Below are 25,506 nucleotides of genomic sequence, written 5' to 3'. Positions count from 1 at the left end.
CATCCCCCGCCTTGACAAAGCCGGCGCCCGCGCGCAATCGCTCACGGGGGCTGCGGCAGCGTGATCGCGACGCGCAGGCCGCCGTCGTCGCGGTTGGCCAGCGCGATGCGGCCGTCGTGGGCCTCGGCGATCTCGCGCGCCAGCGCCAGGCCCAGGCCGGTGCCGGCGCGCTTGGTCGAGTAGAAGGGCAGCAGGGCCTGGGCCAGCACGGCCTCGCTCATGCCGGGGCCGCGGTCCAGCACCTCGATGCACAGCTCGCCGCCCTGCAGGCCCAGGCGCAGCGCGACCGCGTCGGTGGCGCTGCCGGACTCGTGCGCGTTCTTCATCAGGTTCAGCAGCGCCTGCTCGATCTGCGCCGGGTCGAACCAGCCGGGCTCGGCGGGCGGCGCGCCGTCGATGCGGAACTCGGCCAGCGTCGCCAGGCGCGCCAGGAAGGCCGGCCAGTGCACCGCCTCGCGGCGCGGCGCGGGCAGCTTGGCAAAGCTCGCATAGCCCGCCAGGAAGCCGTGCAGATGGGCCGCGCGTTCGCCAATGCTGGCCAGCACGCCGGGCAGCCGCTGGCGGTCGCCGCGGCGCGCCAGCTCGGCGCCGCTGTGCGCCAGCGACGAGATCGGCGCCAGCGAGTTGTTCAGCTCGTGGCTGAGCACGCGGATGACGCGCTTCCAGGTCGCCACCTCGGCGCGCGACAGCTCGCGCGTCATGCGCCGCAGCAGCCGCAGCCGGTGCGGCTGGCCCTGCAGCCGGAAGCTGCGCGTGCTGTGGTGGAAGGTCTCCTCGCCGCCGTCCTGCAGCGTGACGGCGAAGAGCCGGTCGGCCTCGCCGGCCAGGGCCTCGCGCAGCGCCTCGGGCTGGCGGGCGATGACGGCGCCGAAGTCCAGACCGGCCAGGCTGCGGCCGTCGCCCAGCAGCTGGCGCGCGGCCAGGTTGGCGATCGCGATGCGGCCGCCCGGCCCGGTCAGCACCAGGGCCACGGGGCTGTTCTGCACGACGGTGTCCAGCAGCAGCTCGCGCTGCGCCAGGTGCTGGCGCTGCTCGCGCAGGGCCAGGCCCAGCTCGGCGTGCAGCCGCGTCAGCACGGCCAGCTCGCCGGGGGCCTCGGGCGCCAGGTTCAGGCTGAAGTCGCCGTCGCGATAGCTCAGCACGGCGCCCTCCAGCGCCCGCGTCAGCCGCAGCAGCGGCGCCAGCCACAGCGCCGCCAGCCAGGCCAGCAGCGGCAGCATCACCAGCACGGCGGCGACCCCGGCGGCGCCCGCCTCCAGCCCGGCGCGGCGCACGCCGAGCACGACCAGCGGCGGTACGACGGCCGCCACCGCAAGGGCCAGCAGGGCCCGGGCGCGCAGGGACAGGCGCAGGCCCATCAGGGCTCTATCCCATAACGCTCCAGCCGCCGGTACAGCGCCTGGCGCGACAGGCCGAGCTGCGTCGCCGCGCGGCTGACGACGCCGCCGGCCGCGCCGAGCGCCGCGACGACCGCCTCGCGGCTGGGCTCGTCGAGGTTGCGCCAGGCGCCGCCATTGCCGGCCGCCTCGTCCAGCCCCAGCAGGGCCGGCGTGATCTCGCCGCCCTGGCCGAGCAGGGCCGCGCGCTCGACGGCGTTCTTCAGCTCGCGCACATTGCCCGGCCAGCGGTGGGCGAGCAGGGCCTCGCGCGCGGCCTCGCCCAGCCGCCCGCGGCCGGCCAGGAAGTGCTCGGCCAGCGGCAGCACGTCGTCGCGGCGCTCGGCCAGCGCGGGCAGCTTCAGCTCGATGAGGTTGAGGCGGTAGAACAGGTCCTCGCGGAAGCCGCCTGACTTCACCATCGCGCGCAGGTCCGCGTTCGTCGCGCTCAGCACGCGCACGCGGGTCTGGCGGGTCTTGCTGGAGCCCAGGCGTTCGAACTGGCCCGTCTCCAGCACGCGCAGCAGCTTGACCTGGCCGGCCAGCGGCAGGTTGCCGATCTCGTCCAGGAACAGCGTGCCGCCGTCCGCGGCCTCGAAGCGGCCCATGCGCGCCTTGGCCGCGCCGGTGTAGGCGCCGCTGTCGCTGCCGAACAGCTCGGCCTCGATCAGCTCGGCCGGCAGCGCGCCGCAGTTCAGCGCGACGAAGGGCCCTTCGCGCGCCGCCGAGTTGGCGTGCACGAAGGCCGCGACGCGCTCCTTGCCCGCCCCGTTGGGCCCGGTGACGAGCACCGGCACCGGCGCCGCGGCGATCTGGCCGGCCAGCTCCAGCAGCGCCAGCATCGCGTCCGAGCCGAACACCAGGCCGGCGAGGTCGTGGCGCCGCGCCAGCGCCGCGCGCCGCACGGCCCGCGCCTCGCGCAGCCGGGCGATCTCGCTATTGGCCTCGCCCAGCTCCAGCAGGTTCTCCACGCTGGCCAGCAACTTGGCGTCGTCCCAGGGCTTGGCGAGGTAGTCGGCCGCGCCGGCCTTGACCAGGGCCACGGCGGCGTCCAGCCGGGTCCAGGCCGTCAGCAGGATGACGGGCAGGTCGGGCCGCCGCGCGCGGATCGCGCGGAACAGCTGCTCGCCTTCCTCGCCCGAAGTTGTATCCGCCGTGAAGTTCATGTCCTGGATGACGAGGCCGAAGGCCTGCCGCTCCAGCAGGGCCAGGCCCTCGGCGGGGCTGGCGGCCACGGCGGCCTCGATGTCGTGCAGGGACAGCAGCAGCTCCAGCGCCTGGCCCACGCCGGGATGGTCGTCAATGATCAGAACACGTCGCATGGCGGCGGAGGATAGGGCGGTTCCGCGCCTCCGGGCCTTAACGCCCGGTTACCTCTGTATCGCCCACCTAAGTGTTTACCTGGGCGGTTTGTCACGGCGGCGCGCGGCACGCGCCCCTATCCTGCGCCGCCTTGCGCGCGAAGACGCGCAAGCCCCGGGCCGCAGCCGCGGCTCGAACAACGTCGAAGGGAAACTGCAATGTCGTCTGTGGGAATTGACGCCGTGCCCGGCCCGGGCCGGAGTGCCGGTTGGCTCGACAAGGAGCGCACCATCGCCGGCGTGGGCTTCAACCGCTGGCTGGTGCCGCCGGCGGCCCTGGCCATCCATCTGTGCATCGGCATGGCCTATGGCTTTTCGGTGTTCTGGCTGCCGCTGTCCAAGGTGCTGCCCGGCGCCGCGGCCTGCTCCAAGGGCGCCGGCTTCCTCGGCGGCCTGGCCGCCGGCATCGCCGAGTTCACGCGCACCGACTGCAACTGGAACGTCGCCACGCTGGGCTGGATGTACACGCTGTTCTTCGTCTTCCTCGGCTGCGCCGCGGCCATCTGGGGCGGCTGGCTGGAGCGTGCCGGCCCGCGCAAGGCCGGCGTCGTGTCGGCGCTGTGCTGGTGCGGCGGCATGCTGGTCTCGGCGCTGGGCATCCAGATGCACCAGTTCTGGCTGATGATCCTCGGCAGCGGCGTCATCGGCGGCATCGGCCTCGGCCTGGGCTACATCAGCCCGGTCAGCACGCTGATCAAGTGGTTCCCCGACAAGCGCGGCATGGCCACCGGCATGGCCATCATGGGCTTCGGCGGCGGCGCGATGATCGGCTCGCCGCTGGCGGCCGAGCTGATGAAGCAGTTCGCGACGCCCGAAGGCGTCGGCGTCACGCAGGCCTTCGTCGTGATGGCCCTCGCCTACTTCGTGTTCATGATGGGCGGTGCGCTCGGCTACCGCGTGCCGCCCACGGGCTGGAAGCCCGCCGGCTGGAGCGCGCCCGCCGCGCAGGCCGGCAACGCGATGATCACGCAGCGCCATGTGCATGTGAGCAAGGTCTGGGGCATCCCGCAGTTCTGGCTGGTCTGGATCGCGCTGTGCATGAACGTGTCGGCCGGCATCGGCGTCATCGGCATGGCCAGCCCCATGCTGCAGGAGATCTTCGGCGGCGCGCTGATCGGCGTGCCCGCCAGGTTCGTCGACCTGGACAAGGCCCAGCTCGCCGCCATCGCCGGCGTGGCGGCCGGCTTCGCGGCGCTGCTGAGCCTGTTCAACATCGGCGGCCGCTTCTTCTGGGCCAGCCTGTCCGACACCCTCGGCCGCAAGGCGACCTATGTGGTCTTTTTCGTGCTGGGCGGCCTGCTCTACGCCAGCATGCCGGGCAGCGCGGCGGCGGGCTCCAAGCTGGCCTTCGTCGGCGCGGCCTGCGTGATCCTGAGCATGTACGGCGGCGGCTTCTCGACGGTGCCGGCCTACCTCGCCGACCTGTTCGGCACGCAGATGGTGGGCGCCATCCACGGCCGCCTGCTGACCGCCTGGGCCACGGCCGGCATCCTCGGCCCGGTCGTCGTGAATTACATGCGCGACTACCAGCTGGGCCTGGGCCTGCCGCGCGAGCAGGTCTACAACCAGACCATGGTCATCCTCGTCGGCATGCTGGCCGTCGGCCTGCTCGCCAACCTGATGATCCGCCCGGTGGCCGCCCGCCACTTCATGAGCGACGAGGAGCTGGCGCAGGAGCAGCGGCTGGCCCGCGAGCGCGCCGCCGCGGCCGAGGTGGGCAGCGGCCGTCGCCAGGCCGCGGCCACGTCCACGCTCGCCCTGGTGCTGGCCTGGGCCGCCGTCGGCCTGCCGCTGGCCTGGGGCGTCTACAAGACCCTGGTCAGCGTGGGCAAGTTCTTCCACTGACCCCGGCCTGCTAGGCTGACGGGCCCCGCGTCCTTTCGAGGCGCGGGGCCTTTTTCCTGAAGTGCGAGCGATGAGCGAACAGAAGATCGAGCTGTACGACGGCCCGGCCGGCGGCTGGGGCGCGTTGAAGAGCGTGGCTCGCCACCTCAACGAGCAGGGCGTGGCCGTGAAGGGCGCCAGGACGCTGCTGCACGCCAACCAGGCGGACGGTTTCGACTGCCCCGGCTGCGCCTGGCCCGACCGCGACCACCGCTCGACCTTCGAGTTCTGCGAGAACGGCGCCAAGGCCGTCGCCGCCGAGGCGACCGCGCGGCGCGCGACGCCCGAGGTCATTGGCGCCAAGACGCTGGCCGAATGGGCCGAGGCCTCGGACTTCGACCTGGAAGCCACGGGCCGCCTGACCGAGCCGCTGGCCTACGACCCCGGGACGGACCGCTACCAGCGCACGAGCTGGGAGGCCGCCTTCGCGCTGATCGCGCAGGAGCTGCAGGCCCTGCCCGACCCCAACGAGGCCATCTTCTACACCTCGGGCCGCACCAGCAACGAGGCCGCCTTCCTCTACCAGCTGTTCGTGCGCGAGTACGGCACGAACAACTTCCCCGACTGCTCCAACATGTGCCACGAGCCCAGCGGCTCGGGCCTGCGGCCGACCATCGGCGTCGGCAAGGGCACGGTCACGCTGCACGACTTCGAGCAGGCCGACTGCATCCTCGTGTTCGGCCAGAACCCCGGCACCAACCATCCGCGCATGCTGGGCGAGCTGCGCGCGGCCCGCAAGCGCGGCGCCAGGATCATCAGCTTCAACCCGCTGAAGGAGCGCGGCCTGGAGCGCTTCGCCGACCCGCAGGACAAGCTGGAGATGCTGAGCTTCGGCTCGGCGCCGATCAGCAGCCACTACTTCCAGCTCCAGGTCGGCGGCGACTTCGCGCTGCTCAAGGGCATGTGCAAGCGCGTCGTCGAGCTGGACGACGTCGCCATCGCGATGGGCCTGCCGCGCGTGCTCGACGTGGGCTTCATCGCCGAGCACACCCACGGCTTCGACGCCTTCCTGGCCGAACTGCGCACGCAGCCCTGGGAGCCGCTGGTGCAGGCCTCGGGCCTGAGCCGCGAGCAGATCGAGCAGGCGGCCGACCTCTATGCCGGCAGCGAGCGCGTCATCGCCTGCTGGGGCATGGGCATCACCCAGCACCGGCACTCGGTGGCGACCATCCAGATGATCGTCAACCTGCTGCTGCTGCGCGGCAACCTCGGCCGCGAAGGCGCCGGGGCCTGCCCGGTGCGCGGCCACAGCAATGTGCAGGGCGACCGCACCATGGGCATCTACGAGAAGCCGGCGCCGGCCTTCCTCGACAGGCTGGGCCAGGTGTTCGGCTTCGAGCCGCCGCGCGCGCACGGCCACGACACCGTCGGCGCCATCCAGGCCATGCTCGACGGCAAGGGCAAGGTCTTCATCGCGATGGGCGGCAACTTCGCCGCGGCCACGCCCGACACGGCGGCCACCTGGCGCGCGCTGCGCCAGTGCGAGCTGACCGTGCACGTGACGACCAAGTTCAACCGCAGCCATGTCGTGCACGGCCGCAAGGCCCTGGTGCTGCCGGTGCTCGGCCGCACCGAGATCGACGTGCAGGCCACGGGGCCGCAGGGCGTCACGGTGGAAGACTCGATGAGCATGGTCCACCTGTCCACCGGCATGAACGCGCCGGCCTCGGAGCACCTGCTCTCCGAGCCTATGCTCGTCGCCCGCATGGCCGCCGCGACGTTGAAGCGCAGCCGCACGCCCTGGCTGGCCCTGGCCGGCGACTACGCCGCCATCCGCGACAGGATAGCGGCCGTGCTGCCCGATTTCGCCGGCTTCAACGACAAGATCAAGACGCCCGGCGGCTTCAGGCTGCGCAACACGGCCAGCGAGCGCGTCTGGGCCACGCCGAGCGGCCGGGCGGAGTTCAGCACCCATCCGATGCCGACCGACCTGGCCGTCGAGCGCGTGGCCGAGCGGCATCGTGACGTGCGCGTCTTCACGCTGACGACGCTGCGCTCGCACGACCAGTACAACACCACCATCTACGGCCACGACGACCGCTACCGCGGCGTCTACGGCCACCGCCGCGTCGTCTTCATCAACGCGGCCGACCTGAAGGACATCGGCCTCAAGGCCGGCGACTGGGTGGACATCACCAGCCTCTATGTCGGTGAGGGCGGGGCCGATGTGCAGCAGCGCCGTGCCGAGCGCTTCCTGCTCGTCGCCTACGACATCCCGCGCGGCTGCCTGGCGAGCTACTACCCCGAGACCAACCCGCTGGTGCCGCTGGAGAGCTTCTCGCTCACCGCGCGCACGCCGACGTCCAAGTCCATTCCGGTGGTGCTGAGCCGGCATGGCTGAACCCACGCTGCTGCGCCTGCTGCTGGAGCTGGACGAAGGCAGGGGCGTGGCGCTGGCGCGGCTGGCCAAGCGGCTGGATCAGCGCGTCAGCGTGCTGCTGCGCGAGGGCACGGCGCTGAGCGACGCCGTCGTCGGCGGCGCGCCCGGCCCGGGCTGGGTACGGCTGGTCTGCGACGATGCGGGGCGCTGGACCGCCCATCTCACCCCCGCCGGCCGCGAGGCCGCTCATCAACCGACGCCACTGCCATGAAGCTCCTCGGCCGCCTGACCTCCATCAACGTCCGCAAGGTCATGTGGACCGCCGCGCAGCTCGGCCTCGAACTCGACCGCGAGGACTGGGGCGCGGGCTTCCGCTCGCCGCAGGAGGCCGGCTATCTGGCGCTGAACCCCAACGGCCTGATCCCCGTGCTCATCGACGGCGGCTTCACGCTGTGGGAGAGCAACAGCATCTGCCGCTATCTCGCCGCCAAGGCCGGCGCCACCGCGCTGCTGCCCGCCGAGCCGCAGGCGCGCGCCAAGGTCGAGCAGTGGATGGACTGGCAGGCGGGGGAGCTGAACAACGCCTGGCGCGTCGCCTTCATGGCCCTGGTGCGCGGCCAGCCGCATGCGCCCGAGGCCGTCGCGGCCAGCGTCGCGAGCTGGAACCGCCACATGGCCATGCTCGATGCGCAGCTGGCCCGCACCGGCGCCCATGTCTGCGGCGACGCCTTCACGCTGGCCGACATCGTGCTCGGCCTGTCGGCCCAGCGCTGGAAGAACGCGCCCATCGCGCGGGCCGAGCTGCCGGCCGTGGACGCCTGGCTGCAGCGGTTGAGCAGCCAGCCGGGCTTTGCCGAGTTCGTCGACAACGGCATGCCTTGAACAATTCCTCAACATAGAGGACGCCGGGCAGCGCCGCGAAGCCTAGGATCCGCCAGCAAGCTCGCTTCGAGAGGGGATGCCATGCTGACGCCGACCGCCATCCAGCAAGACGGTGACCGCCATCCAGCCGGGGTTGCGCGCCTGTCGCGGCGCCGGTTGCTCTGGGGTGCGGCGGGCTTGGTCGGCGCGTCCCGGGCCCTGGCCGAGGAGGCGCTGCGCCATGAGACGGCCGAAGATGCGCTCGGACCTTTCTATCCCCTGAGCCTGCCCAAGGACCAGGACTTCGACCTCAGCCTCGTCGCCGGGCACAAGACACGCGCGCTCGGCCAGTTGCTCTACGTCAGCGGCCGTGTGGTCAACCCGCGCGGCGAACCCATCGCGAACGCAGTGCTCGAGATCTGGCAGGCCAACGCTGCCGGGCGCTACATGCATCCTGGCGACACCGGCGACGCGCCGCTGGACCCGAACTTCCAGGGCTATGCCCGCATCCGCAGCGGTGCCGACGGCAGCTATCTGATCAAGACCGTCCAGCCCGGCAACTACGGCCCGCGCACGCGGCACATCCACTTCGACGTGCGCGGCAAGAGGAGCCGGCTGATCACGCAGATGTATTTCGAGGGCGAGCCCAGGAACGAGGCCGACCCGCTGCTGAAGATGCAGGGGCCCGAGGACCGCAAGACGCTGATCTCCCGCCCCGGCACGCCGACGGGCAAGCAGGAGCGCGACGCGATGGCGGTGTCCTGGGACATCGTGCTGGCCTTCGGTTGAGCTGTGGGCCCAGCGGCGGCGTCACTTCGGCTGCTCGTTGCCGTAGGTCTTCACGAGGTAGTCCACGATGACGGGCATGTCCTCGTCGGCGATGGGCGCCTTGAAGACGCCCTTCATGCGCTTGACCATCGCGTCCCAGTAGGGGCGGGCGGCCGTGGGTGGCTGGTAGGCCATGTACTCGGCCGAGTGGCAGGCCACGCAGTTCGCCTGGGCCTTGGCATAGCCGGGCAGGGCGCTGGGCTTGAGCTGCAGGCCGTCGGGCGGCAGCGTGATGGTCTTGGGGGCGGAGGCCGCCGGCAGGGCCGGCAGCGCGAGCAGGGCGGCGAGCGCGAGGGGGTAGAGCTTCATGTTCATTCCCTTCATGCCGCCGTGATGCGCACGGACTCGACGACGTTGCGCATATAGCCCGCCGGCTGCCACAGCGCCTCCATCGGCTGGCTCTGGCCCGAGCGGTTCCAGGCGCGCACGCGCAGGTCGTGCTGGCCGGGCGCGGGCGTGAAGCCGAAGCGGAATTCGCGGAAGGAGTAGCGGCCGAGGTCTTCCCCCAGCGTGGCACCGCGCCAGCTGGCGCCGCCGTCGGTGGAGAAGGCCACCTCGCGGATGCCCTGGCCGCCGTCGAAGGCGATGCCCTTGACGGCCAGCGGCGCGCCGGCCGGCACGCGGGCGCCGTCGGCCACCGACGTGATGAAGCTGCGCACATTGAGGCGGGCGATGGGCCGCGTCGCCGCCGGCGCGGTGCCGGGCTCGACGCAGGCGCAGTCGTTGTCGGGGATGCGGTAGGCCGGCTTCATCCAGAAGCCCTCGTAGACCGAATCGATGACCTCGATCTCGCTGAGGTGCTTGACCCAGTAGGTGCCGTAGTAACCGGGCACGATGAGCTTGACCGGGTAGCCGTTCAGCAGGGGGATGTCGGCGCCGTTCATCTGCCAGGCCAGCATGACCTCGCCGTCCATCGCGTGGGCGACGTCCAGCGACTTGACGAAGTCGCCGCCGCCGAACAGCGCCTCGTCGAGGCCGTTGAAGACGACCTGGCGCGCGCTGTTCTTCGGCTCGGCGCGGGCCAGCAGGTCCTTCAGCGGCACGCCCAGCCAGCGTGCATTGCCCATCGCGCCGTTGGCCAGCTGGCCGCCGGTCACGCGCGGGTTGAAGAGGCCGCGGCCATTGCCCGAGCACTGGTTGACGGCCGTGATCTCGACCGGCTTGAAGGCCGTCTTCAGCTCGGCCATCGACAGCGCAAACGGCTTGGCGATGGCATTGCCCGAGACCTTGATCTGGTGCGTGTCGGCGTCGATGGAGGTCGGGATGCCGGCGTTGTGATAACGCACGAAGAAGGCGTCGTTGGGCGTGATCGGCCCGTCGTTGAAGACCTCGAACGGCGTCTCGAGCTGGGGCGGGCGCGAGGTCAGCACGATCAGCGGGCGCTTCTCGGGGTAGGCCACGAGGCGGCGCTCGCCGTTCGCGAACGGATGGGTGAAGGCGGCGGCCGGGCCGGCGAGCAGGCCGGCACCGCCGGCCAGCAGCGCGCGGCGGCGCAGGGAGAGGTGGGCGGGCATCGAGGTCTCCTGTCGAGTCAGGAAAAAGGCCCGGCCCATTCTCCGCAGATCGATCCGCGGAGGAAGAGGGTTTGCCGCGATCAGCCGAGCCGCACTGGCACGAAGATCTGCTGGCCGTCGCGGGCCACGAGCAGGGCCACCTGGGCCGGCCTGGCCTTCAGCACCTCGCGCACCTGCTCGACGTTCTGCACCGGCCGGCCGTTCAGCGCCAGCAGCACGTCGCCGGGCTGCACGCCGGCCAGCTGGGCCGGGCCGGCCACGCGCTCGATCAGCAGGCCGTGGTCCAGGCCGGCCTGGTTCAGCTCGGCGCGCTCCAGCGGCCGCATCGCCAGGCCCAGCGAGGCGCCCTGCGGCGCCGCATTGGCCTCCTGCGCGTCGCGCTCGGCGCGGCCCAGCGACACGGTCTCGCTGCGGCCGGCCTTGTCGCGCCAGATGTCGAGCTTGATCTTGTCGCCCGGGCGGGCCAGGCCCACGCGGCTGGACACGTCGCCCGCCACATGCACGGCCTCGCCGTCGATGGCGGTGATGACGTCGCCCGCCTTCAGGCCGGCCTTGGCCGCGGCGCTGTCGGGCACGACGCTGGACACCAGGGCGCCATTGGGCGAGCCCAGGCCGAAGGACGCGGCCAGCGGCGCCGACAGGTCCTGCAGCGTGACGCCCAGGCGCGCATGCTCCACCTTGCCGTGGGCGAGGATCTGGTCCTTCACCTTCAGGGCCACGTCCATCGGGATGGAGAAGGCCAGGCCCTGGAAGCCGCCGCTCTGCGAGTAGATCTGCGCGTTGACGCCGACGACGCGGCCGGCCGCGTCGAACAGCGGGCCGCCGGAGTTGCCGGGGTTCACCGCCGCGTCGGTCTGGATGAAGGGCACGACGCTCTCGCCCGGCAGCGAGCGGCCCTTGGCGCTGACGATGCCCTGCGTGGCCGTCTGCTCGAAGCCATAGGGCGCGCCGATGGCCAGCACGTAGTCGCCCACCTGCACCTGGCGCGCGTCGCCCAGCTGCACGGTGGGCAGGCCCTTGGCGTCCACGCGCAGCACGGCGATGTCGGTGGCCGGGTCGCTGCCCAGCACCTGGGCCGAGAACTCGCGGCGGTCGCTGAGCTTGACGGTGACCTGCTTGGCGTCGCGCACGACATGGGCATTGGTCAGGATCAGGCCGTCGGCGCTGATGATGAAGCCCGAGCCCTGGCCGCGGAAGGGCTGGGCGCCGGGGTTCATCTGCTGGGGCATGCGCAGCCCCGGGATGCCGCGGAAGAAGCGGAAGAAGGGGTCCTCGTCCATGCCCTGGCCGTCGGCGATGGCGGGGCCGTCCGCCTTGTGCAGGCCGGCCACCGTGATGCCGACGACGGCCTGGCCCTGGGTCTGCACGATGGCGCGGTAGTTGGGCAACTGGGCGGGCGGCAGGGTGGCGGCAACCGGTGCCGGCACGGCCGCGGCGGCCACCGTGGTGTTGGCGCTGCTGCTGCCCGGCGTGGCGTCGCCGGCCAGCGGCGCAGCGACGGGGGACTTGTTCTGCAGCCAGGCCGGCAGCGTCCAGCCGGAGGCGGCGGTGGTCAGCGTCATGCCCGCGCCAAGCAGGGCCGCCGCGGTGGCGGTCAGCGCGAATTTGGTGGTCTGGGTCATCGAGGGCTCCTTGCGGCTTGAGGCTGCGACGCAGCCGATGGGGAGCACTCTAGGAAGGGCGGGTGAGGGCTGGGTGAGGGGAAGGTGAGGTGAAAGTTAGGACGGGGTGCTGACGATCCGAAGCAGTCCTAGGCACCGCCAATTTCGGTGCGTTGAAGTAGTCGTTCAATGTCTGACGTAAGGGGCGGTCGCGCGTAATCGATCCCCTTGACGGAGTGACTAGGACGCCGGGCCGGAAGAGGGCCTCTTGCGTGCATGGGCAGCGACCTCAATGCAACGACGCACCTCGGCGTGAAGCTCTTTGGGAATAAGTGACTCCCAGTATTCCGGCTTCTTGAAGGACGGAAGAATTCGTAGCTCCTCGAATATGTTGCCGTCGAAGTGAATGGAAAGCAAAACGAGCGCTCTGAACGAGGCATCAATGCCCGACAAAAGCTGCTTGTGGAGCTTTGAAGCTCGGTCTATTACCTTGCCGAGGTTCTCTTCGTCAATCATGGACTGCGACTTGTAGTGGACAAGCCTGTTTCGTGCTGTGACGAGAGCTTGAAGGGACTGATAGGTGGCGCCGGACTTTGAGGGCGACTTTCGATCAACGCTTTGGGCCAGCACGACAAACTTGCCAAGGGGGTCAAGGCGTTCAATGCTCTCGGCAAATGCCTCACCGAAAAGGCATGCGGCAAGATCGAACAGCGTGGCTTCAAGACACATTCCAGCGAACACAACCGGAAGGACGGCAGCCTCCTCGACCGCGTCGCTCAATTCGCGGTAGTGAGGATCGAGGTCATGAAACTTTGGCAGCGCATCGCTGAGCTTTTGGTATTGCACAAGCGCCTTTGCGCACATGCTGAAGTACATGTGGCTATACGGCTTTGAACGGCCGGAAACATGCAACGAGACTCGGAGTGGGTGGCTCATGATGTGGGGGCACTAACGAATGAACGAAAGTTTCGCAGTACCTTGGGTACCGCAAGCTCCCTGCGCCAGCGTCTCGCCCATGAAAACCATCCGCGACCTCAACACCCCGCCCGCGCATATCCAGGGCCGGCTCGAAGCCATCATCGTCCGCGGTTCACCGCGGGAGCTGGCACGCCGCATAGAGCAGACGCATGCCCTGGCCGGCATCGGCCTGGCGGATGACCGGTTGGGGCTGCGAGGCGAGGCGGAGCTGTCGACGCGGCAGGTCACGCTGATCCAGCAGGAGCATCTGCCGCTGATCGCGGCGTTCGCGCGCAGCGGGCCCATCGACCCGGTCGGGCTGCGGCGCAACCTGGTGGTGTCGGGCATCAACCTGCTGTCGCTGAAAAACGCGCAGCTGCGCGTCGGCGAGGCGCTGCTGCAGATCGTCGGGCCTTGCGCGCCCTGCTCGCGCATGGAGGAGGTCATCGGCCCCGGCGGCTATGCCGCGATGCGGGGCCACGGCGGCATGACGGCGCGCATCCTGGAGGGCGGCCTGCTGCGGGTGGGCGATGTGGTGCAACCGGTCTGAGCACCGGCGGGCCGCGCAGTTCGGCCTAGGCGCCAGCCGCCCAGCGGATCTCCGCCCTCAGTCCCCCCAGCGGCGAGGTGTCCAGCCTGACGCCCGCCCCCTGCTGCCTGGCCGCCGCCTGCACGATGGCCAGGCCCAGGCCGCTGCCTTCGGCACTTGTACCTTCGCCGCGCTGGAAGCGATCGAACACGCGTTCGCGCGCTTCGAGCGGGATGCCGGGGCCGTCGTCGTCCACGCGCAGCAGCGGCGCGCCGGCCGCGCGCAGCGCCGCGACCTGCACGCTGCGGGCGCCGTACTTCACGGCGTTGTCGATGAGGTTGCGCAGCGCGCTGCGCAGCGCCTGCGGGTCGCCCTCCAGCGGCAGCGGCTCGGGCGCGTCGAGCGTCAGCGCGACGCCGGCCCGGTCGGCCAGCGGCTGCACGTCGGCCACGGCCTGGCGGGCGATGTCGGCGAGGTCCAGCGCCTGGGTCGGCGCGGCGGCGCCGGGTTCGGCGCGGGCCAGCGCGAGCAGCTGCTCGACGAGGCGCACCGCGCGGTCGATGCCACCGCGCAGCCGGGCGATGGCGTCGTCCTGCTCGGGGCCGGGGGCCGAGTCGCGCAGCAGGCCGAGCTGCAGCTTCAGCGCGGTCAGCGGTGTGCGCAGTTCGTGGGCGGCGTCGGCGACGAAGCTGCGCTGCGTGTCGAAGGCCGTGGCCAGGCGCGCGAGCAGGCCGTTGAAGGCGTCCACCAGCGGCGCGACCTCGCCGGGCAGGCCGGCGGTGGGCAGGGCGTCCAGCGCGTTCGCGTGGCGCGTGCCGGCGGCGCTGGCCACGCGCGACAGCGGCGCCAGCGACACGCCGATCAGCCACCACACCAGCGCGGCGACGAAGGGCAGCGCGATGGCCACGGGCACGATGCTGCGCAGCGCGGCGACGGCCGCCAGGCGCTGGCGCACGGCCAGCGGCTGGGCCACCTGCACGACGCGCAGCGGCGTGGCCGCGCCGAACACGCGCCAGTCCTGGCCGCTCAGGTGCAGGTTGGAGTAGCCCAGCACGGCGCGCGCGGGCAGCGGCTCGGTCATGCCCTGGGGCCGGCTGGAATACAGCTCCAGGCCCTGCAGCGACCAGATCTGCACGACGTAGTCGAAGTTGGGATCGGCCAGCGCGGCGGCCTCGTCGCGCGCGACGCGGCCCTGGTCGCGCAGGGACAGCGCGGTCTGGCGCAGCTGGTAGTCGAACAGCTCGTCGGCCTCGGCGCGCACGCTGACATAGGTGGCGCCGCCGACGGCCAGCGCGGTCACCGTGCCGAGGGCGGCGAGCAGCGCGAACAGCCGGCCGCGCAGCGTGTTCAGCAGCTTCATGCGGCACCGCCCTTTTCGGGGCCGGCGTAGTAGCCCAGGCCGCGGACGGTATGCAGCAGGTCGGCGCCGAGCTTCTTGCGCAGCTGGTGCATGTAGACGCTGATGGCGTTGCTCTCCAGCTCCTCGCCCCAGCCGTAGAGGCGGTCTTCGAGCTGGGCGCGCGACACGATGGCGCCGGGGCGCTCCAGCAGCGCCTCCAGCAGCGCGAACTCGCGGGCCGACAGCAGGATGGGCCGGCCGGCGCGCGTGACCTCGCGGGTGGCCGGGTCCAGGCGCAGGTCGGCCACCTGCAGCGCGGTGTCGGCGCGCCCGCCGTGGCGGCGCGTGACGGCGCGCAGCCGCGCGAGCAGCTCGTCCAGCTCGAAGGGCTTGACGAGGTAGTCGTCGGCGCCGGCGTCCAGGCCGGCGACCTTGTCGGCGAGGGCGTCGCGCGCGGTCAGCACGATGACGGGGGTGGCGTCGCCGCGGGCGCGCAGCGTGCGCAGCACGTCCACGCCGCTGCGCCTGGGCAGGCCGAGGTCCAGCAGCACGGCGTCGAAGTGCTCGCCGCTGGCCAGCACGCCGTCGGCCGCGAGGCCGTCGCGCACCCAGTCGGCCGCGAAGCCCTGGCGGCGCAGCGCCTCGCGCAGGCTCTCGCCGATCATGGGGTCGTCTTCGACGAGGAGGAGGCGCATCGGCGGGGATTCTGGCAGCGGCGCCGGCTTGGGCGCCGCCTCGATGGCAAACCGGCCTCAACTATGCATTTCGCGTTCGCGGCACCCGCGACGCATGAAACGAATGCAGAAATGCAACCACAGAGGCACAGAGCCACAGAGCAATGCCTTCTCTGTATTTCCTCTGTGACTCCGTGCCTCTGTGGTTGCCTTTGGGTTTCATCTCAAACGGTGCTGCCGGTCGCCCCGCCGGTGACGGCCTCCAGCTCGCCGCGTTCGCGTGCCTGGCGGCCGTAGAGGATCTCGAACAGCGGGCTGGCCATCATCGTGGTGATGACGGCCATCAGCACCAGCATGGAGAACAGCGCCGGGCCGATGATGCCTTTCTGCAGGCCGATGTTGATGATGATGAGCTCCATCAGGCCGCGCGAGTTCATCAGCGCGCCGATGCCCAGGGCCGTGCGGTTGTCCTCGCCCGACATGCGCGCGGCCAGGTAGCAGGCGCCGAACTTGGCCAGCACCGAGGCCGCCAGCACGCCCGCGGCGATCAGCAGCAGCCCGGCGGAATTGATCATGTCCAGGCGCGTGTTCAGGCCCGAGTAGGTGAAGAACATCGGCAGCAGCAGGATGACCGCGACGGGCTCGACCTTCTTCTTCAGCTCGGTGACGAACAGGCCGCGCGGCATCGCGACGCCGAGGATGAAGCCGCCGAAGATGGAGTGGATGCCGACGGCGTCCATCACGAAGGCCGAGACGCAGAAGCAGATCAGCGTGATGCCCAGCACGGTGTGGCTCATCTCGCCGTCGCGCTCCACGATGCGGCCCAGCGGCGCCAGCAGGCGGCGACCCAGCAGCAGCACGAAGGCGGCCCAGACGATGCCGCCGCCGATGGCCAGCACGGCCACGCCCGAGCCCGCGCCGAAGGCCGCCAGCACCAGGGCCAGCACGCACCACGAGGCGGCGTCGTCGAAGGCGCCGGCCGTCAGCGTCAGCGTGCCCAGGGCGGTGTTGGCCAGGCCGCGCTCGTTGATGATGCGGGCCAGCATGGGGAAGGCCGTCAGCGCGATGCAGGCGCCCATGAAGAGCGTCGCATTGGCCGTGGAGATGCCCTCGGCGAACAGGCCCGGCACGCCCAGCAGCAGCGGCGTGATGAGGAGGGCGATGAAGAAGGGCGCCGCGATGCCGGCGAAGGAGACGCCCATCGCGCTCCTGGCCTTCGTGGCGAAGTGATCCAGGCGCAGCGTCGTGCCGACCAGGAACATGTAGAGGCCCACGCCGAGCTGGGCGCCGGCGTAGAGCACGCTGCGCATCTCCTTGGGGAAGACGGTGGCCTGCAGCCCGGGGAAGAACAGGCCCAGCAGCGAGGGGCCGAGGATGACGCCCGCGATCATCTCGCCGACGACCTGGGGCTGGCCGAGGAAGCGGCGGCCCGCCCAGCCGACGATGCGGCAGGCCAGCATGATGATGGCCAGCTGCAGGAAGAAGTGGACGCTGAAATCGCCCGGCGAGAAGGTCTTGGCGACGGCCTGGACGGCCGGGCCGTGCTTGGCGAAGACGTCGCCCAGGATGGCGAGGAGGTCGAAGTCCATGGGGCTTCCTGTGTTCTGTTCGTGGCGTGCCGGGCACCCGCCGGCGTCATGCGGTTGTCGACAGCGTTGTCTCCGGCGGGTCGGCCCGAACGCCGATCCGCCGCAGTGCACTGTGCCAGCCGGCCTCGCGCTGTCCATCGGGGCGCACAGCCCTGAACCGACATACCTACTTCCCGATTGCAGACATGCAGGTAGGTAGGTACATTTCTCGGCACGATGAAGCTCCTCAGCAGCCGCGAGTTCAACCGTGACGTCAGCCAGGCCAAGCGGGCCGCGCAGGCCGAGCCGGTGCTGATCACCGACCGCGGCCAGCCCACCCATGTGCTGATGAGCATTGCCGACTACCGCCGCCTGAGCGGCGAGGGCGACAGCGTGCTGGAGCTGCTGGCCATGCCCGAGGCGGTCGCGCTGGAGGCGGCGGACGCCTCGGCCGAGGGCGCCTGGGACCACCGCGAGAACCTCGGCTGAGCGCGGCGATGTTCCTGCTGGACACCGGCATCGTGCTTGAACTGCGCCGGGCCAAGGCCGGCGGCGCCGACCCCGGCCTGGCGGCCTGGGCGGCCGGCATCGCGCGCCAGAAGCTCTTCATCTCGGCGCTCAACCTGCTGGAGATCGAGAACGCCGCGGCGCGCCTGGGCCGCAAGGACCGCGCCGCCGGCCTGGCCGTGCGCGACTGGATCGACAACCGCCTGCTGCCGGCCTTCGAGGGCCGCGTGCTGCCGGTGGACGCCGCCATCGTGCGCCGCCGCGCCCAGCTGCCCTATGCCAACACGCGCGACGGCCTGCTGGCCGCCACGGCGCTGGAGCACGGCCTCACCTTCGTCACGCACCGGGTCTCGGCCTTCCGGGCCGGGCGCGTGAAGCTGCTCAACCCCTCGGGCAGCATCGCCCAGCAAGCCGCCGACGAGGACGAGGACTGGAGCCATGGCACCCAGACCGGCCACCAGTGGCTGAAGAATCTGTACACCAGAGCATGACCCCCAAGCGTCGCATCCTCATCGTCGGCGGCGGCACGGCCGGCTGGCTGACGGCCGCCTATCTGGCCAAGGCCCTGCGCCTGGCCGAGCGCAGCCATCTCGAGGTGACGGTGCTGGAGTCGCCCGACATCGGCGTCATCGGCGTCGGCGAGGGCACCTTCCCGACGATACGCACGACGCTGCAGTTCCTCGGCATCGACGAGGCGCGCTTCATCCGCGAGACCTCGGCGACGCTGAAGCAGGGCATCCGCTTCGTCGACTGGGCGCGCACGCCGGCGGCGGGCGAGTCCCGGCACTTCTTCCATCCCTTCGAGGCGCCGTTCTATGCCGAAGGGCTCAACCTCGTGCCCTACTGGCTGCTGCAGGACGAGGCCGCGCGCCTGCCCTTCGCGCAGGCGCTGACCATCCAGCAGCGCGTGGCCGACGCGCGAAGGGCGCCCAAGCGCGCCCACGAGGCGCCCTACACGGCGCCGCTGAACTACGCCTACCACTTCGACGCGCTGAAGCTCGCGCGGCTGCTGGCCGCGCACGCCCGCCAGCTCGGCGTGCGCCATCTGCAGGGCACCGTCACCCAGGCGGGCCTGGACGATGCGGGCGCCATCGCCCATGTCGACACGCCCGAGCTGGGGCGGCTGCAGGCCGACCTCTACATCGACTGCACCGGTTTCCGCGCCGAGCTCATCGGCGGTGCGCTGGGCGCCCGGTTCAGGTCGGCGCGCGGCATCCTGTTCGCCGACCGTGCGCTGGCCTGCAAGCTGCCCGGCGAACCCGACGACGCGGCGTTCGAGAGCTGCACCATCGCCACCGCCCACGAGGCGGGCTGGACCTGGGACATCGGCCTGAACGGCTCGCGCGGCCTGGGCTGCGTCTATTCGAGCGACCACCTTGGCGAAGACGCCGCGGCCGCGATCCTGCGCCGCCATGCCGGCGCGGCGGCGGGCGAGATCGCGATGCGCAGCATCCCCTTCGCGCCCGGCTACCGCGAGCACCAATGGGTGAAGAACTGCGTCGCGGTCGGGCTGTCGGCCGGCTTCCTGGAACCGCTGGAGTCGACCGGCCTCGTCCTCATCGAGGCCGCCGTCGGCATGATCGCCGAGATGCTGCCGCACAGCGGCCCGATGGAGGCGCCGGCCCGGCGCTTCAACGAGCTGATGGCGGCGCGCTTCGAGAACATCATCGGCTTCCTGAAGCTGCACTACGCCTTGAGCGGCCGGCAGGAGCCGTTCTGGCGCGACAACGCCGACCCGGCCACCATCCCCGGGCGCCTGGCCGAGCTGCTGGCGCAGTGGCGGCTGCGCCCGCCGGGCCGCTTCGACTTCGCGCTCGACACCGAGACCTTCGCCTTCTTCAACTACCAGTACATCCTCTACGGCATGGGCTTCCGCACGGACCTGGGCGCGGGCCGCGACGACTTCACGCAGGTGGAGGCCGCGGACCGGCTGTTCGCCAAGATCCAGCGCTTCGCCGACCGCGCCGTCGTCGACCTGCCCAGCCACCGGGCCTTGATCCAGCAGCTCACCGGCGCGCCGCTGCGTTAGGCTTGCAGCCCTGCCTCGGGGTTCAGGCCGTCTCGGTCAGGCGCTCGATCGTGTCGATGAGCTGCAGCGGGCTGAAGGGCTTGACGAGGTAGTCGTCGGCGCCGGCCTGGGCTCCAGCCTGGCGGTCGCGCGCCTGGCCGCGGGCGGTCAGCAGCACGATCCTGATGCGGGCCAGCCCGGGGTCGGACTTGATGCGCTGGCAGACCTGCAGGCCATCGAGCGCGCCGGGCATCATCACGTCCAGCAGCATCAGGTCGGGCCGCAGCGCCTGCGCCAGCGTCAGCCCGGCTGTGCCGTCCGTGGCCTCGTGGATTTCATAGGCCTCGAACTCCAGCGTCATGCGGATGAGCTTGCGGATGTCGGCCTGGTCTTCGACGATGAGAACGCGCTTCATGAGGGGCTCCTCAGGGATGGCAGGGGGCGGTCCGGCGGCGCTGCGCTCCGGGATTCGACGAGGGCGCGCGGCCGGTCGGCCGGCTTCATTTGATAAAAATGATAGCAACAATCGAATTTATCGCCCGTGAGATGCGTCACGGCGACGCCGGGCGGGCGTCACAGCGTGGCCGGCGAGGTGTCGCCGAAGCGGGCGCCGGGCAGGCTCAGGTGCAGCAGGGTGCCGCCGCCGTCGCGGTTGGCGGCCCGGATGCGGCCGTCGTGGGCCTGCATGATGCGGCGGCAGATGGCCAGGCCCAGGCCCGTGCCGCCCGAGCCGTCCTTGGTGGCGCTGGACTGCACGAAGGCCTCGAACACGCTCTCCAGCTCGGCCGCCGGGATGCCGGGGCCGCGGTCGGCGATGTCGATCAGCACCTGGCCGTCCGGCGCGTGGCGGCCCTCGACCTCGATGCGAGCGCCCTCGGGCGAGAACTTGATCGCGTTGGCCAGCCCATTGCGCACCACCTGCTGGAAGCGCGGCGCGTCGACCATGGCCACCAGCGGCTCGCGGCACAGCGCGCAGGCCAGCTCGATGCGGCGGCCCTGCAGCAGCGGCTGCAGCTCGGCGGCGACCTCGTTCACGAGGGGGCGCAGGTCGTGGCGCTGCAGATTCAGCGGCTCGCGGGTCTGCTCGATCTTGCTCAGGTCGAGCAGGTCGTTCACCAGCGCCAGCATGCGCTGGCCGGCGCGGTGCACGTCGGCGAACATGCCGGCCAGGCGCGGCTCCTGGCGGGCGCGCAGCTCGCCGAGCTCGGAGAAGCCGAGGATGGACTGCAGCGGCGTGCGCAGCTCGTGGCTGACGTTGGCGATGAATTCGGACTTGGCCTGCGAGGTCTCGAGCGCCGCGTCGCGGGCGGCGCGGGTCGCCCGCTCGGCCTCGCGGAACTCGCTGATGTCCATGAAGCACACGACGATGCCCATCGGCCGGCCGTCGGTGCCGGGGAAGGTGGACTTGCTGATGTAGATGTCGCGGCGCCGGCCCTCGTCGCTGGTCCAGACGGTCTCGTAGTTCATCTCGCCGCCGCGTTCCAGCAGCTCGGCGTCGTGCGCGTCGTGCACGCGGGCCTCCTCGGAGCGCAGATAGCCGGCGGCGGGGCGCCCCAGCACGTCGGCGCGGCGGCGGCCGGTGAACTGCTCCCAGGCGCGGTTGACGTCGAGGTAGCGGCCGTGGCGGTCCAGCACCGACATCGGCAGCGGGCTGCTGGCCAGCAGCGAGCGCGCGAGGCCGAGCTGGGCGCGCAGCTCCGACTGGGCGCGCATCAGGCCGCTCACGTCGGTGGCGCTGCCCACCCATTCGAGCGCACCCCGGCGCGGCAGCGGCACCAGCGTGATCTCGAAGCTGCGCGCCTCGCCGCCGGGCGTGATCCAGTCCGCGCGCGCATGGCGCGGCAGCTGGTCGCCGGGGCCGGGCGCCTGCTCGAACAGCGCGGCCACGGCCCGGGCGCCGCCGAAGAAGCCCTGCAGCGGCCGGCCGAGGGCGTGCGAGACGGCCAGCCCGCTGAGCTGGGTGTAGCGCTCGTTGATGAAGGTGACGCGGCCGGCGGCGTCGGTGCGGAAGAGCAGGTCCTGCACGCTGCCGAAGATGGCGCTGAGCTCGCGTTCGCGGTCGGCGGCCTGGCGCTGCGCGCGGTCCAGTTCCAGCATCGAGCGCTCGCGCCCGCGCAGCGCCGCCGCGCCGACGTTGGACAGCACGAGCAGGGCGGCCGCCAGGGCCAGGGCCGGCAGGCCGGTGTCGCGCATGTCGGCCAGCCACTGGCGCTGCAGCTCGGCCAGCGGCAGCTCCACGAGCACGACGAGCGGCCGGGCGCGCAGCGCGCGGAACGTGCCCAGCTGGGGCGCCGGCCGCAGGCCCGGGCCGTCCCAGCGGCCGTGCTCGTCGCCGCGCTGCAGCCGCGCCAGCGGCGCGCCGGCGCCGAGCAGCGCCGGCAGGCGCGCGCCGGCGAGGTGGCCGGCGCGGTCCGTCGCCGCGAGCAGCTGGCCGTCCAGCGCCACCAGGCCGGCGGCGCTGTGCTCGTCGTTGAGCGTCAGCTGCTGGAAGTTGGCCAGCGCATCGGGGTTGAGCAGGGCCGCGAGCAGCAGCGTGCGGCCGTCGGGCAGCTGCAGCGCCCGCGTCACCGGGATGAAGCCGATGCCGGGCGGCACGGCCGCGGGGGCCGCGCGGCGGCTGAGCGTCGCGAGGCTGCGCCCGGCGACGAAGCCGCCGACCGCGTCGCGCCCCGGCGCCGGCCAGGGCCCCAGCGCCGCCGGCGGGATCTGCACGCCGCGGTCGGCCGGGTCCGCCGCGGCGAGCACATGGCCGCCGCCGTCCAGCAGCGCGACGCCGCGCAGGAAGCCCAGGCTGGCCTGGGTCTGGCCGAGCAGGGCCTGCAGCACCTCGGGCGGGCCGCCGCGCGCGGCCACGTCGGCCAGGCCGGCGAGGGCGATCTGCGCCGCGTCGAGGCTGCGGCTGGCGTGGTCCTCGAGCACGCGGGCGAGCAGGGCCTGGCGGTCGGCGGCCTCGGCATGCAGGTCGCGGCGGTCGCGCCACAGGCCGTAGCCGGTGCCGGCCAGCAGCAGCGCGGCGAGCAGCACCCCGGCACCGGCCGTGATGTTGCTCGGGCGCCAGCGGCTGCGGTGCGGCATCAGTGGGTCCGCACGATGGCGGTCAGGCCGTGCCGCCTGGCCGCGTCCAGCAGCCGGCCGTCGCGCTGGATGCGCACGACGAAGTCGTCGACGGTGGCCAGCCAGGCCGCGTCGCCGGGCTTGACGGCATAGGCATAGGGCAGCACCGAGAAGGGCCGGGGCGGCGCGACGAGGCGGGCCCAGTCGGCGTTGTCGAGCAGGCGGCGGCTGTAGGGGTAGTCGGTCATGAAGGCGTCGACGCGGCCGGCCTCCAGCTCGCGCTCCCGCGTGTCGGGCGGGCGCACGACGACCATCGTCGCCTGCTTCAGCGCGGCGGCCATGACCGGCTCCATGAAGGTGCCGGCCTGCACGGCGACGCGCACGCCGGGCTTGTCGAGGTCTTCCCAGCGCTGCACGACGCGGCTGCTGCGCGTCGTCACCGCATAGATGTCGCTCTGCAGATAGGGGCGGCTGAAGCGCAGCGCCTGCTGGCGCTGCGCCGTCATGCCGACGGCGAACATCGCGACGTCGCAGCGCTCCTGCAGCAGGTCGTCGACCAGCGTCGCGAACGACGAGTCGACGTAGCGCGGCCTGGCCTTCAGGTCGGCCGCGAACGCGGCGGACAGGTCGATGTCGATGCCGGCGAGCTGGCCGGTGCGCGGGTCGCGCAGCGAGATGCCGTAGTAGTCGGGCCAGATGCACACGCGCAGCTCGCCGCTGTCGCGCACGCGCTGCGCGACCGGGGGCGCGGCCGCGGCCGGCCCGGCCAGCAGCAGCGCCGCGCAGGCGCCCAGCGCCAGGCGCTTCATGACCAGGCCTGCGCGGGCGCGCGCAGCAGGTCGGTCGCCCCGGGCGGGTGGGCCTGGGCTGGCAGTGGCCGCAGGCCCATCTCGCCGAAGCCGGGCTGGGTGGCGTTGACCCATTCGCGCAACTGGATCAGCTCCGACGCATGCGCCAGGAAGGTGGCGACGACGGCCGGGTCGAAGGCGCTGCCCGACAGGTCGGCCAGCATCGCCAGCGCGCGGTCGTCCGCGAAAGCCGGGCGGTAGCAGCGGTCCATCGTCAGCGCGTCGAAGTAGTCCACGACCGCGACGATACGCCCCGACAGCGGGATGTCCTCGCCGGCCAGCCCGCGCGGGTAGCCCGTGCCGTCCCAGCGCTCGTGATGGTGCAGGGCCACCTCGGCGGCCAGCGCGAACAGCGGAATCCGCGAACTGCCCAGGATCTCGGCGCCCAGGCGCGGGTGGGTCTGCATCAGCGCACGCTCCTCGGCGGTCAGCTGGCCGGGTTTCTTCAGCACCTGGTCGGGGATGCCGATCTTGCCGATGTCGTGCATGGGCGCGGCCAGGCGCAGCGTCTGCGCGCGCTCGGCGGGCACGCCCAGCAGCCGCGCCAGCGCCTCGGCCAGATAGCCCAGGCGCAGGATGTGGGCGCCGGTGTCGTCGTCGCGCAGCTCGGCGGCGACGGCCAGCCGGATCAGCGCCTCGTGGTGGGCGCTCTCCAGCGCCTGCAGCGCGACATTGCGCTCGCGGTACATGCGGCCGAGGTCGGAGAGCAGGCGCTCCATCTGCGCGGAGGCGCTGGATTCGAAGGCGAGCTGCTCGCTCGGGGGCCTGGCGGTGACGGCGATGGGCATGGCGGCTCTCCTGCGTGGTGGATGGATTATCAAATAAAAATCATTTTTATCAAATAAAGGTCTCTCCGGTAAGGGCTGATGAATTCGGCAAAATGTCGCGCGTGAATCGCACTGCATCAATGCCGGAAACCTGCTCGACGACCGAGGCGGCGGGGCGCCTGGGCATGGCCGTCCGCTCGGTCCAGCTGATGGTCGACCGCGGCGAGCTGCAGGCCTGGAAGACGCCCGGCGGCCACCGCCGCATCCTGCTCAGCTCCCTCGACGCCTGGCTGGCCGCGAACGCCGGCGGCGCCGCGCCGCCCGCCGCGGTCGCCGCGAGCCGCCCGCTGACGCTGCTGCTGATCGAGGACTCGGTGCATTTCCAGAACCTCATCAGCCTCGTCGTCAGGCGCGAGCTGCCGGGGGCCGAGCTGCACGTCGCCGCCGACGGCATCGCCGGCCTCGCGATGGCCGGCCGGCTCGAACCCGACGTGCTGCTCATCGACATCCTGCTGCCCGGCATCGACGGCGCCGCGCTGATCACCAGCCTGCGCTCGCACCCGCAGTTCGCGCGCAGCCGGCTCATCGTCGTCACGGCCCTCGACGCGGCGCAGCGCGCGCCCTATGCCTTCGCACTGGAGGGCGTGCCCGTCGTGCACAAGACGGCCCTGGTGGCCGAGCTGCCGGCCCTGCTGGCGCGGGCGGCGGCCGGCGCCGCCAGCCCCGCCTGAGCACCGCGATGGCCGCGCGGCTGCTGCTGATCGAGGACAACCCCTCGATCGCCCGCTTCGTCGAGCTCGCGCTGGAGGAGCTGCCCCGTCACGACCCGGCCGCGCCGGCCGTCGAGCTGCACCTCGTGCCCGACCTGGCCGGCGCCCGCGCCGCGCTGGCCGGCGGCGGCTGGCAGCTCGTCGTCAGCGACCTGATGCTGCCCGACGGCTCGGCCGAGGAGCTGCTGGCCGAGGGCCATGCGCTGGCCCCTGCCGCGCCGCCCTGGCTCATCTTCAGCGCCGGCCTGCACGAGGAACGGCGGCGGGCGCTGCTCGCGGGCGGCGTCGCGCGCACGCTGCGCAAGCCCGTGCCGCTGCTGGAGCTGCTCGACGTCGTGGCCGGCCTGCTGCGGCCCGCCGCCTGGCAACCGGTGCCGGCCGTCGACGCGGTGCAGCAGCATTTCGGCGGCGACAGGGCACTCTTCGACAGCTTCCGCGCCGGCTGCATCGAGCGCTTTGCCGACGATATCGCCCAGGGCGACGCTGCGCTGGCGGGCGCCGACGTGGCCGCCCTGCGCCGCCTGGCCCACGGCCTGAAGGCCGTGCTGGAGCTGATCGGCCAGCCGGCGCTGTCGGCCCAGGCCCGCGCGCTGGAGGACGCCGCCGCGGCCTGGGTGCCGGGCGCGCCGCCGCCGGCCGGCTGGCCGGCCCTGGCCGAGGGGCTGGCGGCGCTTCGAAGTTGAAGCGGTCTGCAATATTTGGCAGTTCCGGTCCGGCATCCACCCATTCCGGGGCCGGAT

24 protein-coding genes are annotated in these 25,506 nt (G+C 72.0%); 11 read left to right on the top strand and 13 right to left on the bottom strand.

The features are described 5' to 3' along the window. Nucleotides 1-41: 41 nt before the first annotated feature. Nucleotides 42-1,358, bottom strand: coding sequence for a sensor histidine kinase (locus NYP07_RS17085; protein ID WP_268152564.1), 1,317 nt, complete (start codon nucleotides 1,356-1,358; stop codon nucleotides 42-44). Continuing rightward, on the bottom strand, nucleotides 1,358-2,698 hold the full coding sequence (locus NYP07_RS17080; protein WP_268152562.1) for a sigma-54-dependent transcriptional regulator: 1,341 nt from the start codon (nucleotides 2,696-2,698) through the stop codon (nucleotides 1,358-1,360). The genes NYP07_RS17085 and NYP07_RS17080 overlap by 1 nt, the downstream gene beginning before the upstream one ends. A 198-nt stretch (nucleotides 2,699-2,896) precedes the next feature. Here NYP07_RS17080 and NYP07_RS17075 point away from each other — a divergent pair, with 198 nt between their 5' ends. The 5 genes from NYP07_RS17075 to NYP07_RS17055 all read left to right on the top strand — a co-directional run bounded on the left by NYP07_RS17075 (nucleotide 2,897) and on the right by NYP07_RS17055 (nucleotide 8,591). Continuing rightward, on the top strand, nucleotides 2,897-4,582 hold the full coding sequence (locus NYP07_RS17075) for an OFA family MFS transporter (RefSeq protein ID WP_268152560.1): 1,686 nt from the start codon (nucleotides 2,897-2,899) through the stop codon (nucleotides 4,580-4,582). A 70-nt stretch (nucleotides 4,583-4,652) separates the two neighbouring features. Beyond that, nucleotides 4,653-6,962, top strand: a complete 2,310-nt coding sequence (locus tag NYP07_RS17070; protein WP_268152558.1) for an FdhF/YdeP family oxidoreductase — start codon at nucleotides 4,653-4,655, stop codon at nucleotides 6,960-6,962. Beyond that, nucleotides 6,955-7,212 (top strand): hypothetical protein, encoded by a 258-nt coding sequence (locus tag NYP07_RS17065; RefSeq protein WP_268152556.1) that lies wholly within the window; start codon nucleotides 6,955-6,957, stop codon nucleotides 7,210-7,212. Before NYP07_RS17070 ends, NYP07_RS17065 begins: the two co-directional genes overlap by 8 nt. Then, a complete protein-coding gene (locus tag NYP07_RS17060; RefSeq protein WP_268152554.1) occupies nucleotides 7,209-7,823 on the top strand; it encodes a glutathione S-transferase family protein in 615 nt (204 codons plus the stop codon). Before NYP07_RS17065 ends, NYP07_RS17060 begins: the two co-directional genes overlap by 4 nt. Nucleotides 7,824-7,904: 81 nt before the next feature. Continuing rightward, nucleotides 7,905-8,591 (top strand): protocatechuate 3,4-dioxygenase, encoded by a 687-nt coding sequence (locus NYP07_RS17055; RefSeq protein ID WP_268152553.1) that lies wholly within the window; start codon nucleotides 7,905-7,907, stop codon nucleotides 8,589-8,591. A 21-nt stretch (nucleotides 8,592-8,612) separates the two neighbouring features. Here NYP07_RS17055 and sorB read toward each other — a convergent pair whose 3' ends face one another. From sorB to NYP07_RS17035, 4 genes are all read right to left on the bottom strand, one after another. After that, complete coding sequence (sorB, locus tag NYP07_RS17050; protein ID WP_268152551.1) at nucleotides 8,613-8,939, bottom strand: SorB family sulfite dehydrogenase c-type cytochrome subunit; 327 nt, start codon at nucleotides 8,937-8,939, stop codon at nucleotides 8,613-8,615. Nucleotides 8,940-8,950: 11 nt separating this feature from the next. After that, nucleotides 8,951-10,144 carry a SorA family sulfite dehydrogenase catalytic subunit gene (sorA, locus tag NYP07_RS17045; protein WP_268152549.1) on the bottom strand — a complete coding sequence of 398 codons (1,194 nt, stop codon included), beginning with the start codon at nucleotides 10,142-10,144 and terminating at the stop codon, nucleotides 8,951-8,953. Nucleotides 10,145-10,224: 80 nt separating this feature from the next. Further along, complete coding sequence (locus tag NYP07_RS17040; protein WP_268152547.1) at nucleotides 10,225-11,766, bottom strand: Do family serine endopeptidase; 1,542 nt, start codon at nucleotides 11,764-11,766, stop codon at nucleotides 10,225-10,227. A gap of 219 nt (nucleotides 11,767-11,985) precedes the next feature. Continuing rightward, a complete protein-coding gene (locus tag NYP07_RS17035; RefSeq protein ID WP_268152545.1) occupies nucleotides 11,986-12,681 on the bottom strand; it encodes a hypothetical protein in 696 nt (231 codons plus the stop codon). Nucleotides 12,682-12,760: 79 nt separating this feature from the next. On the opposite strand from NYP07_RS17035, the gene NYP07_RS17030 reads away from it, so the two are divergent. Continuing rightward, the gene (locus NYP07_RS17030; protein ID WP_268152543.1) at nucleotides 12,761-13,252 is read left to right on the top strand and encodes an MOSC domain-containing protein; all 492 of its coding nucleotides are present in this window, start codon (nucleotides 12,761-12,763) and stop codon (nucleotides 13,250-13,252) included. A 25-nt stretch (nucleotides 13,253-13,277) separates the two neighbouring features. Here the strand turns inward: NYP07_RS17030 and NYP07_RS17025 are convergent, their stop codons facing one another. The 3 genes from NYP07_RS17025 to NYP07_RS17015 all read right to left on the bottom strand — a co-directional run bounded on the left by NYP07_RS17025 (nucleotide 13,278) and on the right by NYP07_RS17015 (nucleotide 16,833). Continuing rightward, nucleotides 13,278-14,591 (bottom strand): ATP-binding protein, encoded by a 1,314-nt coding sequence (locus tag NYP07_RS17025; RefSeq protein WP_268152541.1) that lies wholly within the window; start codon nucleotides 14,589-14,591, stop codon nucleotides 13,278-13,280. After that, nucleotides 14,588-15,265 carry a response regulator gene (locus tag NYP07_RS17020; RefSeq protein WP_268152539.1) on the bottom strand — a complete coding sequence of 226 codons (678 nt, stop codon included), beginning with the start codon at nucleotides 15,263-15,265 and terminating at the stop codon, nucleotides 14,588-14,590. Before NYP07_RS17020 ends, NYP07_RS17025 begins: the two co-directional genes overlap by 4 nt. 203 nt (nucleotides 15,266-15,468) lie before the next feature. Next, the gene (locus NYP07_RS17015; RefSeq protein ID WP_268152537.1) at nucleotides 15,469-16,833 is read right to left on the bottom strand and encodes a cation:proton antiporter; all 1,365 of its coding nucleotides are present in this window, start codon (nucleotides 16,831-16,833) and stop codon (nucleotides 15,469-15,471) included. Between the two features lie 216 nt (nucleotides 16,834-17,049). Between NYP07_RS17015 and NYP07_RS17010 the strand changes: the two genes are divergently transcribed. Genes NYP07_RS17010 through NYP07_RS17000 form a run of 3 tightly spaced genes read left to right on the top strand, consistent with a single transcriptional unit; the run spans nucleotide 17,050 to nucleotide 19,348 of the window. Then, nucleotides 17,050-17,301, top strand: coding sequence for a type II toxin-antitoxin system Phd/YefM family antitoxin (locus NYP07_RS17010; RefSeq protein WP_268152535.1), 252 nt, complete (start codon nucleotides 17,050-17,052; stop codon nucleotides 17,299-17,301). An 8-nt stretch (nucleotides 17,302-17,309) separates the two neighbouring features. Further along, on the top strand, nucleotides 17,310-17,810 hold the full coding sequence (locus NYP07_RS17005) for a PIN domain-containing protein (RefSeq protein WP_268152533.1): 501 nt from the start codon (nucleotides 17,310-17,312) through the stop codon (nucleotides 17,808-17,810). Further along, the gene (locus NYP07_RS17000; protein WP_268152531.1) at nucleotides 17,807-19,348 is read left to right on the top strand and encodes a tryptophan halogenase family protein; all 1,542 of its coding nucleotides are present in this window, start codon (nucleotides 17,807-17,809) and stop codon (nucleotides 19,346-19,348) included. Before NYP07_RS17005 ends, NYP07_RS17000 begins: the two co-directional genes overlap by 4 nt. A gap of 22 nt (nucleotides 19,349-19,370) precedes the next feature. Here the strand turns inward: NYP07_RS17000 and NYP07_RS16995 are convergent, their stop codons facing one another. From NYP07_RS16995 to NYP07_RS16980, 4 genes are all read right to left on the bottom strand, one after another. Beyond that, nucleotides 19,371-19,742 carry a response regulator transcription factor gene (locus NYP07_RS16995; RefSeq protein ID WP_268152529.1) on the bottom strand — a complete coding sequence of 124 codons (372 nt, stop codon included), beginning with the start codon at nucleotides 19,740-19,742 and terminating at the stop codon, nucleotides 19,371-19,373. 158 nt (nucleotides 19,743-19,900) lie between these two features. Continuing rightward, nucleotides 19,901-22,402, bottom strand: a complete 2,502-nt coding sequence (locus NYP07_RS16990) for an ATP-binding protein (RefSeq protein ID WP_268152527.1) — start codon at nucleotides 22,400-22,402, stop codon at nucleotides 19,901-19,903. After that, nucleotides 22,402-23,190, bottom strand: a complete 789-nt coding sequence (locus NYP07_RS16985; protein ID WP_268152525.1) for an ABC transporter substrate-binding protein — start codon at nucleotides 23,188-23,190, stop codon at nucleotides 22,402-22,404. The genes NYP07_RS16990 and NYP07_RS16985 overlap by 1 nt, the downstream gene beginning before the upstream one ends. Beyond that, nucleotides 23,187-24,017, bottom strand: coding sequence for an HD-GYP domain-containing protein (locus NYP07_RS16980; protein WP_268152523.1), 831 nt, complete (start codon nucleotides 24,015-24,017; stop codon nucleotides 23,187-23,189). The genes NYP07_RS16985 and NYP07_RS16980 overlap by 4 nt, the downstream gene beginning before the upstream one ends. A gap of 119 nt (nucleotides 24,018-24,136) precedes the next feature. Between NYP07_RS16980 and NYP07_RS16975 the strand changes: the two genes are divergently transcribed. Both NYP07_RS16975 and NYP07_RS16970 read left to right on the top strand, forming a co-directional pair. Beyond that, nucleotides 24,137-24,727 carry a response regulator gene (locus NYP07_RS16975; RefSeq protein WP_268152521.1) on the top strand — a complete coding sequence of 197 codons (591 nt, stop codon included), beginning with the start codon at nucleotides 24,137-24,139 and terminating at the stop codon, nucleotides 24,725-24,727. An 8-nt stretch (nucleotides 24,728-24,735) separates the two neighbouring features. After that, nucleotides 24,736-25,449 (top strand): Hpt domain-containing protein, encoded by a 714-nt coding sequence (locus NYP07_RS16970; RefSeq protein ID WP_268152519.1) that lies wholly within the window; start codon nucleotides 24,736-24,738, stop codon nucleotides 25,447-25,449. Nucleotides 25,450-25,506: the final 57 nt, after the last annotated feature.

Origin of the sequence: Pelomonas aquatica (assembly GCF_026712205.1) — a bacterium.
GTDB lineage: Bacteria > Pseudomonadota > Gammaproteobacteria > Burkholderiales > Burkholderiaceae_C > Pelomonas > Pelomonas aquatica.
Note: the sequence above shows the minus strand (reverse complement) of the source record. Positions and strands in the feature narration are given on the sequence as shown.